This is a genomic window from Marinobacter sp. NP-4(2019), assembly GCF_003994855.1.
GTDB lineage: Bacteria > Pseudomonadota > Gammaproteobacteria > Pseudomonadales > Oleiphilaceae > Marinobacter.
The window spans coordinates 3,344,132-3,357,731 of record NZ_CP034142.1 but is presented as its reverse complement, the minus strand read 5'-3'; the positions used below and the strand labels follow the sequence as shown (position 1 = coordinate 3,357,731).

General features: G+C 61.0%; 10 protein-coding genes and 1 pseudogene. 5 read left to right on the top strand and 6 right to left on the bottom strand.

Annotation, left to right across the window (positions count from 1 at the left end):
• Position 1: 1 nt before the first annotated feature.
• From EHN06_RS15245 to EHN06_RS15235, 3 genes are read right to left on the bottom strand one after another with little or no spacing between them, the layout of a single operon-like run.
• A complete protein-coding gene (locus EHN06_RS15245; protein ID WP_127333391.1) occupies positions 2-1,579 on the bottom strand; it encodes a formate dehydrogenase beta subunit in 1,578 nt (525 codons plus the stop codon).
• Positions 1,576-2,118, bottom strand: coding sequence for a formate dehydrogenase subunit gamma (locus tag EHN06_RS15240; RefSeq protein WP_127333390.1), 543 nt, complete (start codon positions 2,116-2,118; stop codon positions 1,576-1,578). Before EHN06_RS15240 ends, EHN06_RS15245 begins: the two co-directional genes overlap by 4 nt.
• Positions 2,119-2,158: 40 nt before the next feature.
• Entirely contained in the window at positions 2,159-3,304 is a 1,146-nt protein-coding gene (locus EHN06_RS15235; protein ID WP_127333389.1) for a GlxA family transcriptional regulator, read from the bottom strand.
• Positions 3,305-3,584: 280 nt separating this feature from the next.
• Between EHN06_RS15235 and EHN06_RS15230 the strand changes: the two genes are divergently transcribed.
• Complete coding sequence (locus EHN06_RS15230; protein WP_127333388.1) at positions 3,585-4,967, top strand: L-serine ammonia-lyase; 1,383 nt, start codon at positions 3,585-3,587, stop codon at positions 4,965-4,967.
• Between the two features lie 27 nt (positions 4,968-4,994).
• On the opposite strand, the gene EHN06_RS15225 is transcribed toward EHN06_RS15230, so the two are convergent.
• The gene (locus tag EHN06_RS15225; protein ID WP_127333387.1) at positions 4,995-7,565 is read right to left on the bottom strand and encodes a GcvT family protein; all 2,571 of its coding nucleotides are present in this window, start codon (positions 7,563-7,565) and stop codon (positions 4,995-4,997) included.
• 152 nt (positions 7,566-7,717) lie between these two features.
• Between EHN06_RS15225 and EHN06_RS15220 the strand changes: the two genes are divergently transcribed.
• The 3 genes from EHN06_RS15220 to EHN06_RS15210 all read left to right on the top strand — a co-directional run bounded on the left by EHN06_RS15220 (position 7,718) and on the right by EHN06_RS15210 (position 11,002).
• The gene (locus EHN06_RS15220) at positions 7,718-9,448 is read left to right on the top strand and encodes a chloride channel protein (protein WP_127333386.1); all 1,731 of its coding nucleotides are present in this window, start codon (positions 7,718-7,720) and stop codon (positions 9,446-9,448) included.
• On the top strand, positions 9,435-10,553 hold the full coding sequence (locus EHN06_RS15215) for an ABC transporter substrate-binding protein (RefSeq protein WP_164735617.1): 1,119 nt from the start codon (positions 9,435-9,437) through the stop codon (positions 10,551-10,553). Before EHN06_RS15220 ends, EHN06_RS15215 begins: the two co-directional genes overlap by 14 nt.
• A gap of 140 nt (positions 10,554-10,693) precedes the next feature.
• Positions 10,694-11,002, top strand: a complete 309-nt coding sequence (locus EHN06_RS15210) for a lipoprotein (protein WP_127333384.1) — start codon at positions 10,694-10,696, stop codon at positions 11,000-11,002.
• A 3-nt stretch (positions 11,003-11,005) separates the two neighbouring features.
• Here the strand turns inward: EHN06_RS15210 and EHN06_RS15205 are convergent, their stop codons facing one another.
• Complete coding sequence (locus EHN06_RS15205) at positions 11,006-12,064, bottom strand: malate dehydrogenase (RefSeq protein ID WP_127333383.1); 1,059 nt, start codon at positions 12,062-12,064, stop codon at positions 11,006-11,008.
• Positions 12,065-12,168: 104 nt separating this feature from the next.
• Here EHN06_RS15205 and EHN06_RS15200 point away from each other — a divergent pair.
• A pseudogene (locus tag EHN06_RS15200) lies at positions 12,169-12,936 on the top strand (AraC family ligand binding domain-containing protein); the annotation flags it as partial.
• Positions 12,937-13,002: 66 nt separating this feature from the next.
• Here EHN06_RS15200 and EHN06_RS21530 read toward each other — a convergent pair.
• The gene (locus EHN06_RS21530) at positions 13,003-13,590 is read right to left on the bottom strand and encodes a LysE family translocator (RefSeq protein WP_127334465.1); all 588 of its coding nucleotides are present in this window, start codon (positions 13,588-13,590) and stop codon (positions 13,003-13,005) included.
• Positions 13,591-13,600: the final 10 nt, after the last annotated feature.

Genomic DNA, 13,600 nt, shown 5'->3' with positions numbered 1-13,600 from the left:
GTCAGCCTCCCACATTGCCCGCTGGCCGGGCGAAATCGTCGGGGAAAAATTGCAGTGCGCTCCGCACCGGATTGGGTGTCATGCCACCCATGGCGCAGAGCGAGCCCATTTCCATGGTGTCACAGAGATCCTGCAGCAGGGCGAGGTTATCGGTACGGTCCTGGTTGGCGATGATGCGGTCGATCACTTCCACCCCGCGCACCGCGCCGATGCGGCAGGGCGTGCATTTGCCGCAGGATTCCACGCGGCAGAACTCCATGGCGAAGCGGGCCTGCTGCGCCATGTCCACGCTGTCATCAAAGGCAACGATGCCGCCGTGGCCAACCATGCCGCCGACGTCGGCCATTGCTTCGTAGTCCATCGGCGTATCCCAGTGACTCTCCGGCAGGTAGGCGCCGAGTGGCCCGCCGACCTGTACCGCCCTTAACGGGCGACCCGATTCGGTGCCGCCGCCAAAATCGTACAGCAGGCTGCGCAGGGTGACGCCAAACGCCAGTTCCACCAGTCCGCCCCGGGCCAGGTTGCCCGCCAGTTGGAAGGGCTGGGTTCCCCGTGAACGGCCCATGCCGTAATCGGCATAGGTCTGGCCGCCTTCGGCCAGTATGTAGGGCACGGCGGCCAGGGTCAGTACGTTGTTGACCATCGTGGGTTGGCCGAAGGCCCCGTGATGGGCTGGCAGTGGCGGTTTGGCGCGTACCATGCCCCGCTTGCCTTCGAGGCTGTCGAGCATGGCGGTCTCTTCGCCACAGATGTAGGCCTCGGCACCCAGGCGGATGTACAGGTTAAAGGTCCGGCCACTGCCCCGCAGGTTGGTGCCAAGATAGCCTTCGGTTTCTGCCCGGGTGATGGCTTCGGTGAGTATCCGGTGGGCGTTGGGGTATTCCGAGCGCAGGTAGATAAACCCGGTGTCGGCGCCCACGGCCAGTCCGGCAATCACCATGCCTTCAATCAGCACATAGGGATCGCCTTCCATCAGCAGTCGGTCGGCAAAGGTGCCGGAATCGCCCTCGTCGGCGTTGCAGACGATAAACTTGTGGCCGCTCCAGGGTTGCCCCGGCCGTTTCGGGTCGGCCTCCAGAACCGTGCGCCACTTGCGCCCGGCGGGAAAAGCCGCGCCGCCCCGGCCGCGTAATCCCGAAAGCTCCACCTCGTCGACAATCTGGTCTGCTTCCAGCGTCAGTGCCCGTTCCAGTCCGCGGAACCCGCCATGGTTGCGGTAGTCGGCAATCGATAGTGGGTCGATAATGCCCACACGGGAGAACGTCAGGCGTTGCTGGTTCCGGAGGTAGGGAATGGTCTCCGTAACGCCCTGGCACAGCGGATGGCTTTCGCTGCCCTCGAGCATTCCATGGTCCAGCAGGGCGGTGATGTCGTCCGGTGTCACCGGGCCATAGGCCATCCGCCCCCGGGGCGTGTCCACCTCAACCAGCGGTTCCAGCCAGAACAGACCACGGGAGCCGTTGCGCACCACTCGGGCGGACACGCTGCGCTGTTGGATTTCCCGTGTGAGGCGATCCGCTACAGCGTCGGCACCCAGTGACAGGGCGGTGGTGTCCCGGGGGACATAGACGTTGATCATTGGCTACCCCGCGTTGTGTCACCGGTTTCGGAGGCCATTGGCTCGGACTGGAAGCGGAGGGGGACCCGTGTCAACTCGTCCAGCAAGCGGTCCATGGTTGCCGCGTCGACCCGGCCCAGGACCCGGTCGCCAATGCGGACGCTTGGGCCGGTGGCGCAGTTGCCCAGACAATACACCGGCTCCAGGGTGATCTCGCCATCCGCCGTGGTCTGGTGAAAATCCACCCCCAGCTGTTGCCGGGTATGCGCGGCCAGCTGCCGGCTGCCCCGGGCCTGGCAGGCTTCCGCACAGCAGATCTGCAGGACATTACGACCGCAGGGCTGGGAGCGGAAACCGTGGTAAAAACTGATGACCCCGTGCACCTCGGCCCGGCTCAGGGCCAGGGCTTCGGCAATGGCGGGCACGGTGGTAGGAGGGATGTAACCGAAGGCTTGTTGCACGGCATGCAGTAGTGGCAAAAGCGCGCCTGGCAGGTGCTGGTGCTGCTCGATCAGTTGCGTTATCCGATTATCCTGATCGTTAAAGTTCGGTTCCTGCATTCGACGCCTCCCGCTGCCTGGGCAGCGATCATGGGAACGGTCAGTTCACGGTCCCGGATGACCTCGGCGGTGGATTCTCCGGACCGAAAATGCCGTAAGTCGGCTCGACCCGGGCGCGGCGCAGCGCCATCATCGATGACGATGGCAGGCTCTGCATGGTGTCAGTGATGACATCACCGGTGATGTCCGGAGTAAAAACCTCCATTCGTTCATGCTTCGGAGCCCTGCCCATGAATTTACGGTAGCAGCGGCTGAAATGGGTCGCGGAGACAAACCCACACATGGAAGCAATTTCAACAATGGAGCACGAGGTCTGTTTCAGCAGTCGGCGGGCCCGGTTGAGTCGTATCCTCAGGTAGTAGCGTGAGGGCGTGCAGCCCATGTGTTTCAGAAAAAGACGTTCGAGCTGGCGGCGGGAGATTCCTGCCAGGGTGGCCAGTTCCTGAAGCTCTATGGGTTCTTCGATGTTGGCTTCCATCAACTGGGCAGCTTCTGCAAGTTTGGGCTGTGCGCAGGCCAGCTTGGGAAGCATCGGCATGGGTTGTTGCTCCCGCTCTTCGCGCACCCTGTCACAGACGAACATATGGGATACGGCATTGCTGAGTTCCTGGCCATGTCGGCGTGCCAGGAAGCTGAGCATCATATGCATGGGAACGGTGCCGCCGGTGCAGGTCATCCGTTCACGCTGCACGGTAAACAGGTGGTTGTTGGTCTGTACCCGGGGGAAACGCTCCTGTATGGCTTCCAGGCACTCCCAGTGGGCACTGCAGGAATAGCCGTCGAGCAGGCCCGCACTGGCGAGGACGTAGGCCCCCGTGCATACAGCCCCCAGTAACACATGCCGGCGGGACATTTGTTTCAGCCAGTTGACTTCATTCGGCGAAAAACTGCGGGTGACATCGATGCCGGCGACCACGATGATCAGGTCAAATTCATGTTCGTCGCGAATTGAGGCATCCGGCAGCATGGTAATGCCGTCACTGGCGCGGGCAGCTTCGCCTTCCGCTGTCAGCAGTTTCCATGAATAAAGTTCGGCACCGGCCAGCTGGTTGGCCATTCTCAGGGGCTCAACAGCCGTGGCTAATGCGATCAGGGTAAAGTTGTCGATCAGCAGAAAGCCCACCCGATAGGGTGTACTGGCAGGGTTGCCTGCGTGCGCTGTGTGCGAGTCTGTATCGGTGGCCACTGTGTTATCTCCCCGCCTCAATCTGAACACTAGCTGTTGCAATTGGATTGTGCAATTAATGATCAGTTCCGGCTACATTCCATTCTAAGATGGAGCAGTGGTGACGAATGGTCCACAACCGACATCGCCCCTTCCCGAATGTTCCAAAAGCGACGTTCCTGATGCATTTGGCCCGGGCTTGCGATGTGTCGTAAATCATGCTGCGAGTGTCGCCTGCAAGCACGTGGCGGAGGTCGGGCCGCGTTACCGTTAAGGAACGTACAGCGGCAGGAGCAGTCCATTGGCTATCAGTCTGTTCGAGCTGTTCAAGATTGGTATTGGCCCCTCCAGTTCCCATACGGTCGGGCCCATGGAGGCGGCGCGTCGGTTTGCCAGTGCTCTGGAAACCGAACAGCTGGCACCTTCGGTCCGGCGGCTGAAAGTCTCCCTGTATGGTTCGCTGGGCGCTACTGGCAAGGGGCATGGTACAGGCCCCGCTGTATTGATGGGCCTGGAAGGCGAGCGTCCGGACGGGATCGATCCGGATACCATGCCAGACCGCATCGAGCGTATCCGCCACGACGGGAGCCTGTCCCTGGGTGGGCGGTGGCCCGTACGGTTCCGGGAAAAGACGGACCTGGTCTATTTTCGCCGCAAATCCCTTCCCGAACATCCCAATGGCATGATGTGTCTGGCCTTTGACGGGGACGGTCGGTGCCTGCTCGAGAAAACCTACTACTCGGTGGGTGGCGGCTTTGTGGTGGATGCTCAAGCGGGTGGTCAACTGACGATCCGGGAGGATACCACCCGGCTGCCGTATCCGTTCGGCAGTGGTCGAGAGTTACTGGCACTGTGTAGCGAACACGATATGGCCATTGCCGATATCATGTTTGCCAACGAACAGGTCTGGCGTACACCGCAGCAGATCCGTGACGGTATCCTCGGGCTTTGGCAGGTGATGCGTGAATGCGTCCGGAACGGTATTCGCCATGAGGGCGAGTTGCCGGGCGGCCTGAAGGTTCGTCGGCGGGCGGCGGCGCTGCACCGGTCGCTGATGGACAAGCAGCGGGTGGATCTGATTTCCCCCTCCCTCAGCGCCCTGGACTGGGTGAACCTTTATGCCCTGGCGGTGAATGAGGAGAACGCCGCCGGTGGCCGGATTGTGACGGCGCCCACCAACGGTGCCGCCGGCATTATCCCGGCGGTGCTGCACTACTTCGTGGAGTTCTGTCCGCGGGCAAATGACGACGGTGTCGTCCGGTTCATGCTGACGGCAGCGGCCATCGGTGTGCTGTTCAAGGAAAATGCCTCCATTTCCGGCGCCGAGGTAGGTTGTCAGGGAGAAGTCGGCTCCGCTTGTGCCATGGCGGCTGCCGGACTTGCTGCCGCCACCGGTGGCTCACCGGAGCAGGTGGAGAATGCTGCGGAAATTGGCATGGAGCATCACCTGGGCATGACCTGTGATCCGATTGGCGGGCTGGTGCAGATCCCCTGTATCGAGCGCAATGCCATGGCATCGGTAAAAGCCATTGATGCAGCGATCATGGCCCTGCGGGGGGATGGCAAACACTATGTCTCTCTCGACAAGGTGCTTCACACCATGAGGGAAACCGGTCGCGACATGCTCGACAAGTACAAGGAAACCGCCAGGGGCGGGCTGGCGGTCAACATCATTGAATGCTGACCGCCGGCATTGGCGAGAGATTGGCCGTCAGGATTTCACCCGCTCGTTATCAGGATCAAACAGTGCCCGGTAACCAACCGCCTCAATCCGGATCGGGTAGTGCTCCTGGAAGTATTCCAGGGTCAGTTCCCGCCCTTCCTGGGCATAATCGGCCGGGATGTACCCCAGCAGGATGATCTTGCCCACCGACGGCCCCCAGACGGCACTGGTGTTGTAGGATCGACGCCCCTGGCTGTCCACCAGCACCTCGCCGGTTTGCGGGTCCAGGATCGGCCACTGGCCCACCGGGTAGCGCAATACGCCGCTGGCATCACGGTGCTCCAGCATGGTCATGGTGCACAGGTAGGCGGCCTGCTGTGGCAGTGCCCGCTGCTCCAGGTAGGCGGCCTTGCCATGGAAGTCCGCTTCCTTGACCTTGGGGCGGGCCAGTCCGGCCTCGTACAGGTTGTATTCCACCTCCAGATCCACGTTCTGCAGGCGCAAACTCTTCTCCAGCCGGCGGGTGTTGGCGTAGGTTTCGATGCCAACGGGGGTGACACCCGCGTCGTAGAGCAGGTCCCAGATCCGCAGGCCGTAGCTGAACGGGAAGTAGAGTTCCCAGCCCTGCTCCCCCACATAGGAAATGCGGAAGGCCCAGACCGGTACGCCCTGGATATTCAGTTCCCGGGCGGTGGCAAAGGGGAAGTTCTCGTGGGACAGTTCGTCCGGATTGCTGACCAGCGATGACAGGGTCTCCCGTGCTTTGGGTCCCCACAGCCCCAGGGTGGCAAGCTCATCGGTGCGGTCCTGTACGCGAACCTTGTCCAGACCTTTTGCCCGGGCCATCCGCGTGATCCAGCAATAGTCCCGGTGGCCGGTGTCACCACCACAGATCACCCGGTAGTCGTTATCGCCCCGGCGGATGATGGTCAGGTCGGAGCGGACACCTCCCCGGTCGTCGAGGAAATGCGTGTATACCCCTTTGCCATGGGGCGTGGTGCCGCCCACCTTGGCAACGGAAAGGTACTCCAGCAGGGCTTCGGCATCATCGCCGGAGATATCGAAGATAGCGAAGTGGGACAGGTTGATCATGCCCACGGATTCACTCATCTCCAGTTGTTCGGCATTGGAGACTTCCCAGAAATGCCGGGCGTCCCATTCGTGTTCCCGCACCGGTATCCGGTCCCGGTACTTCTCCAGCAGCGTTGCTTCGTTGGCGGCGTAACCATGGGCCCGCTCCCAGCCGGCGGCTTCCATGAAATAGCCCCCCAGTTCCACCTCCCGCAGGTAGAAGGGGCTGGTCCGCATCTGGCGCCCGGTCAGGTAGGGCTCCCGGGGATGAACCGCCGGATTGTAGATTTTTTTCGCGGTTTCGTAGCAGCGGTTGTAGACGTAATCCGGTGTTTTCTGCAGCGGGTAGTGGCGGGCGATATCGATGCTGTGCGGGTCCAGTTCCGGCCTACCGTCGGTCATCCAGTCCGCCAGAACCTTGCCGGCCCCGGGACCGTCCTTGACCCAGACCGCTTCGCAGAACCACAGGTTGCGCACTTCCGGAGATTCCCCCATCAGTGAGCCGCCATCCGGCGTGACGGACAACAGTCCGTTAAAGGAATGTTTCTCTTCCCAGCCCAGTTCGCCCAGGATCGGGGTCATTTCGATGGCCTTTTCATAGGCATCCATGACCTGCTCCAGCGACAGGTCCCGCATGGACGGAGACATCCGTGCGTCTTTGGGTTCGGCGATGGCACTGGGGTACACCAGGCGCGGGTCTTCCGCTTCGTAGTAGCCCCACTCGATGTGACCGCCTTCGGTGGTGGTCGGGTCGCCGGTGTCCCGCACATAGGCGGAGTTGCCCTGGTCGCGGAACAGTGGATAGACGATCTGCTTGCCGGTACCGTTCAGTGCCTCGTAGGGACCGAAGAACAGCAGCGGATGTTCCAGCGGCATCAGTGGCAGGGGGGACGAAGCGGTACTGGCCATCAACGGCCCCCAGATACCCATGGAGAGCACCACGTATTCCGTCTCGATGTAGCCCTTATGGGTTTCCACACCGCGCACCTGGCCGTCCTGGACATCAATTCGGATCGCCGGTGTGTAGGGGAACGCCTGCAGTTTGCCGGTGGCAACGGCTTCTTCCACCAAGTCGCCGGCCACTTTCTGGGACCGGGGCACCACCAGCCCGGCATCCGGGTCCCACATGGCACCCTGGATGCAATTCTCATTCAGCAGCGGGAACAGTTCCTTGGCCTCTTGGGGTGAAATCATGCTGACATTGGTGCCAAAAGCCTTGCCGGAGCCGACTTTTCGGCGAAGCTCGTCCATGCGCTCATCATCATCGATGCGGGCGACCTCCATGCCACCGCATTTCTCGTAGTTTCCGCGTTTTTCGTAAAATGCCTGGCTGTACTTGGTGGTGTAGACGTTGAGCTTGTCTTGGGAGGTGGTGAAACAGAAATCCGAGGCGTGGGAGGTGGAGCCAATGTCCGTGGGAATGGCGGACTTCTCCAGCCCAACGATGTTGTCCCATCCGCGTTCGATCAGGTGGTGGGCCACCGATGAGCCAACAATTCCCCCTTGCCCGATAATCACGACTTTTGCGCTTTTCGGTAGTTGTGCCATAGCGATAACCCCTTCCACCAGAAATATTCAACCAGGAATATCAAGACTGCTGCCAGTCATTCCGGACACGGCTTTGTTTCAATGTGGCCCCGATTCCGGGAGGTTGCTACATTAAATACGACATACTTCAGTCCAAAAACGGCACTGGCATCATGGACAGACTGGACGTTCGGCAGACGGTGTATCAAGTCATCATGGTGACGGTGGTGGCTGTCATCGTGGGTGCCATAGCGTCACTGGCGGCCATTGCCTTTGTTGAGGCGGTTCTGCTACTGAATGATTATCTGCTGGTGTCGCCTTACGCCCGTATCCAGGCGGAGGACCGGCACCTGTTGGTGGTGGCTGCAACCATCGCGGTGCCGGCGTGCGGCGGACTGATGGTCGGGTTGATTGTTCGCTGGTTTGTGCAGGAACGGCGCGCCCTGGCCCCTCCCGATGCCATCCTGGCAGCGCAGACCCAACGCGCCGGGCCCGGTTTTCGCAGCGGCCTGGCGTCCACCCTGGCGGCTCTGGTCTCCCTTGGCAGCGGGGCCTCGGTGGGGCAGTACGGTCCACTGGTTTACCTGGGTGCCATGTTCGGCAATCTCGCCGGCCACCTCAGGCTCAATCTTCGGCACCAGCGCTCCATCGCCATCGCCTGTGGAGTGGCAGCCGCTATTGCCACCGCATTCAATGCGCCTATCGCCGGGCTGGTATTCGCTCACGAAGTGATCCTGCGTCACTATTCCCTGCGGGCGTTTGCGCCGGTCACCGTGGCCTCCGCGACCGGCTATATCATCGCCAACGTGATCTTCGACCGGCCCGCGCTGTTCCTGGTGAGTTTCGATCATGTGGAACACAGCTACGAGTTTTTGTTCTTCGCCCTGGAAGGAGTTCTGAGCGCCGGGCTGGCCTGTGGTTTTATGTGGCTGCTGCGAGCCAGTACCGCCGCTGCCGGTCGGTTTCCGGTGCCGCAGTGGTTGAAGCCAGCGTCGGCAGGGTTGGTGCTGGGGCTGGTTGCACTGTGGATTCCCGAAGTGCTGGGGATCGGCCAGGAAACCCTGCGGTTCGCCACCATTGAGGGGGCCTTCGGCATTGGCGAGCTGGCGCTGATTATCGTCGCCAAGCTGGTGCTGACGGCACTGTGTATCGGCTTTGGTTTTGTGGGTGGCGTTTTCAGCCCGGCCCTGTTGGTGGGGATCTTGTTCGGCGCCTTCTACGGCCTGGTCCTGCCTTACCTGCTGCCGCTGCCATACTCCGGGCTCGAGGTGTATGCCATCTGCGGCATGATGGCGCTGGCCAGCTCCGTTATCGGCGCACCGCTGACCACGATCCTGATCGTATTCGAACTGACCCGCAGTTATGACCTGACCATTGCCGCCATGGTTGCCGTGGTGTTCTCGAATCTCATTTCCTACCGGGTGATCGGGCGTTCGCTGTTTGACCTTCAACTCCGGGCCCGCGGGTTTGATCTCTCCCTGGGGCGGGACAAGGCGATTCTGGAGACCCATCCGGTCCGCGACTATTGCATCCAGACCTACACTACGGCCTACGTGGATGAAACCGTCGGAGCCGTGCGCCAGCGACTGGTGGAGGATGACCGGGCCGAGGCCATGGTGCTGACCCGTGAGGGGCTGTTCCGGGGGGTGGTGCGGCTGCAGAAACTGGTCAATGGTCGGGCTGATGCACCGTTGGAGACCGTAATGGTGGCCGACGCGACACGGTTTGATGCCGACACCACGGTTTGGCAATCCATGGAAATGCTGCGGGGATTTCTGGGGGAGGCCGTGCCACTGGTCGGTGGTGATGGCCGACTGATTGGCGTGGTGCCGGAAGAGGCGGTGATCCGGGCCTACCTGGAAATCGTTCATGATCTGCGTGAGGAAGAAAATGAAGCGGCTTAGCAGCTGGACGATGCTGATGGGCGCTGTGCTGGTCCTTCCGGGCCTGTTGTCAGCTGAAGAGCGGGTGCTGACGGTGGCCACCTGGGGCGGAGCCTACGAGGCGAGCCAGAGGGAGGCCTATTTTCAGCCGTTTACCGAGCAGACGGGTATTGAAGTGCGCACGGTCCTCTATAACGGTGGCTTGCAGGTGCTTCGCGACCATCTGGCGTCCGGAAACGTGGAATGGGACGTAATCGACATGATCCAGTCGGATGCCAGCGCGGCCTGCGAGGAGGGACTCCTGGAGACTATCTCCCCGTCAATTCTGGCACCGGCCCCTGACGGCACACCGCCGGAAGAGGATTTCATGGGCGGCGCCATTAACCCCTGCTATATCACCCAGATCGTTTTTTCTACCGTGATTGCCTATGACGATCGCGCCTTTCCCGGCATCAAGCCTCGCAACGTGGCAGATTTCTTTGACCTGGAAACCTTTCCCGGCAAGCGGGCATTGCGACGGGCGCCGGTGGGCATGCTCGAGTGGGCATTACTGTCGTTGTCGGTACCGAGAGAGCAGCTCTATGATTTGCTCAGCACTCGACGTGGGCTGGAGCTGGCGTTTCGACGCCTGGATGAAATTCGCGACGAGATTGTCTGGTGGACCGGCGGTGACGAGTCGGTCGAGTTGCTCACCAGCGGCAAGGTGACTATGGCAACGGGGTATAATGGGCGGTTTTTCGATGCCCAGGTAAAAGAGGGGGTGCCGATTTCGGTGATCTGGGATGGGCAACTGATTGGCTTTAACAGCTGGGCGATTCCCAGGGGCACGGATCAGGCCGCCATGGCGGAGCAGTTTATCGGGTTTGCCACCCGCACTGAGCATATGGCCGCCCAGGCAAACCGGATCAGCTACGGTCCCACCCGTCGCTCGGCGCGCCAACGTATTGGTCTCCATGTGGAGACCCGCGTGCCGATGCGCCCCCACATGCCAACGGCGCCGGAGCATATGGCCAACGCCGTCATTCGCGACCACCGTTGGTACTCCCAAACAGTCCGGCTGCGGGAGCAATGGTTCCGGGAATGGCTGGAGCGAAACGACGAGGCACTTTCTGACGATTCACAATGATCTGTGGTGACTGGCTGTTCTACGGAAAACTCACCTCAGATGGGAACCTGGGCCCTGACTTTGGCGTGTATTGATGTTGCCTGAGGGATGGAGTTGGGGTAAAACGCCACCCCGCTTTCGATTATCTGGAGGAGTATCCGTTGAAGAAGGTTTATTTGTTTCCACTTTTCCTGACAACCGCTTTGGCCGGTTGCCAGACATCCGGCTACATGACGTCCGCCGCCACCGACGGCGACGGTGTGACCTGCGGTGAAATCTATCAGGCCTTTGATACTTACCAGCAGGACAAGCAGTCCGCCCAGTCATTGCAGCAACTGGCTGCCTTGGTGAACCCGACCGCTGGCTCCATGGCGCAAAAGGGCGTGAGCTCTGCGGAGAGTTACTACGAGCAGATCAAGGCCAGCGCCAACATCGCACTTGCCGTCCGTGGCTGCCAGCCGGTCGGGTAACGATTAACGCACCCGGTCGGTCCGCAGGTACTGCCCCGACCGCAGGCCCACCGAGAGATTCAGGTGCGACGCTTCCGTTTCCTTGGGGAGCAGGTCGGCGACGGTCTTCATTTCGGTGAGTAACTCCTGTTCGGTTGCCGTCATTTTTTCCCGCGCAAAGTCACTGATCTCCAGTCCCTGCACGATCTGGTAGCGGCCATAGTCACAGCGCACCGGGAAGGAATAGACTATCCCCTTCGCGACACCGTAGCTGCCGTCGCTGACGATGGCCATACTGACCCAGTCATTCTCGTCGGTGCCATTGATCCAGTCGTGCATGTGGTTGATGACGGCCTGGGCGGCCGAGGCCGCACTGGAACGCCCGCGGGCTTCAATAACGGCCGCTCCACGCTTCTGGATCTTCTGGATAAAATGATCGCGATACCAGCGTTCATCCACCTGTGACATCGCCGGCTCACCGTAGATGGTGGCGTGGCTCAGGTCGGGGAACTGGGTGTTGGAGTGGTTGCCCCAGATTGTGATGCGCCGAATGTCCTTGGGGTTGGCGCCGGTGTGGTTGGCCAGAATGCCCCTCGCACGGTTGTGATCCAGCCGGGTGAGGGCGGTGAACTGCGCCGGTGACAGGTCCGGGGCGTTGCGGCTGGCGCACAGCGCGTTGGTGTTCGCGGGATTGCCCACGACCAGCACTTTCACGTCCCGGTTGGCGAATTGATTGATGGCACGACCCTGGCTGGCAAAGGCCGGTGCGTTCACGGCAATCAGTTCGCTACGCTCCATACCCGGTCCACGGGGCTTGGCGCCTAGTAGCAACACATAGTGGGCGCCGACAACACCTTCTTCAAACTTGTCGTGCAGGCTGATGCTGTGTAGTAACGGGAAAGCACAGTCTTCCAGTTCCATGGCTACGCCGCGCAACGTCCCCATGGCCTCGGGCACTTCGATGAGCTGCAGAATAACGGGTTGATTCCGGTCGATCATGTCGCCGGTGGCGATCTTGAACAGCAGGGAATAGCCGACGCTACCGGCGGCACCAGTGATTGCAATTCTGACGGGACGTTTCATGAAGACCTCCCTTATGCAGATGGGCATTCCATGTAAACTCTAGCACTGTGCGGTAGGAAATTCCTCCGCAAACCAACGCCCACAAGTCGGAGGTGAGTTACGGTATGAGCAGATCATCCACATCCCAACCGGTATTCTGGCGGGACAGCCGGCTGCCCCATGTCGAGCTTCGGGTCGTCGAGGATGGCCGTAAGGTGTGTTACGCGCCCCATACCCACACCCAGTGGTCGATGGGCGCCATTACGGCCGGGCAGAGTACGTTCTTCTACGTGGATCGGCAGTACCGTGTCAGTGCCGGGGCGTTGGTCTTCATGAACCCGGAATGGGTGCACAATTGCAATCCCATTGCGAATCAGCCCTGGGCCTACCTGATGCTGTATGTGGATGCCGATTGGCTAACCAGGCTCAGGTACCGTCTGGGCTTGATTGACGAGCCGGTTTGGCAGGATCTGGATTGCGATGTCACTCGGTCGGAGCCGCTGTTTTTGGGGTTCCGGGCTCTCGCGGACTGCCTGTTGGATGAACAGGTACCGATATCGCAGAAACGGGCCAGGGCGGAAGGGTTTCTGTCCGAGGTGATGGTGACGGTTGCTGCGCCATCCGCGCAGGCTGACCGGCCATTTCCACCTGCGCCAGATCCGGTTCGGGCGCTTGCCCGGTACCTGGATAACCATTGTGCGGATGAGTTATCCCTTGAGTGGATGGCGGAGCGGGTGGCGCTGTCTCCCTCTCATCTGGTACGGGTGTTCCGCAAACACTTCGGGATGACGCCTCATGCCTACCAAATCAATCGCCGCATCCAGCTTGGGCAGCGCGCGCTGAAGCAGGGAGCGCCGATTGCCGACGCCGCCCTGGCGGCCGGGTTCTATGATCAACCCCACTTCCAGCGGGTTTTCAAGCGTTTGGTGGCTGCCACGCCGGGACAATACGGCCGGCCGTTAATCGAGGATCAGGTACAGGCAACTGGCCGCAAGCAGGACGGCGAGGCTGCGATTGACGGTTTGCAGCAGTCGGGGGCGCTGGATTTGCTGGCGGAGGAAGCGCCCGGTCAGCACCCAGGTAGACAGCGACAGCCAACAGATCGGTAGATACAGGGTGGCAAAGATCGTCAGTTGAACCAGGTCGCCACCGGACGTGTATGCCCCAATTCCAGAGGCCGAGGCCAGCCACGCCTTGGGGTTGAGCCACTGCATGAGTGCGCCGGTCCAGAATCCGGGGGCTTTGGCGGGGGTGTCGCTGGTGATGGTTCCGTCATCGATGGCCAGTCGGTAGCTCAGGTAAAGCAGAAACGCGATACCGGCCCAGGTCAGCAGGCGTTCAAATCCCGGAATCCAGGCAAGTGTGGAATGCAGTCCCAGTCCGATGGCCAGAAAGAGCGCGATGAATCCCAGCGTAGCGCCGGTAACGAACCACAATCCCTTGTACAGGTGATAGCGGGTGCCGCTGCTCAAACAGACAAGATTGACCGGTCCTGGCGATATGGAGGCGGCCAGGGCAAAGGCGGACATGGGCAGAATCAGGGACAGGGTCACGGGC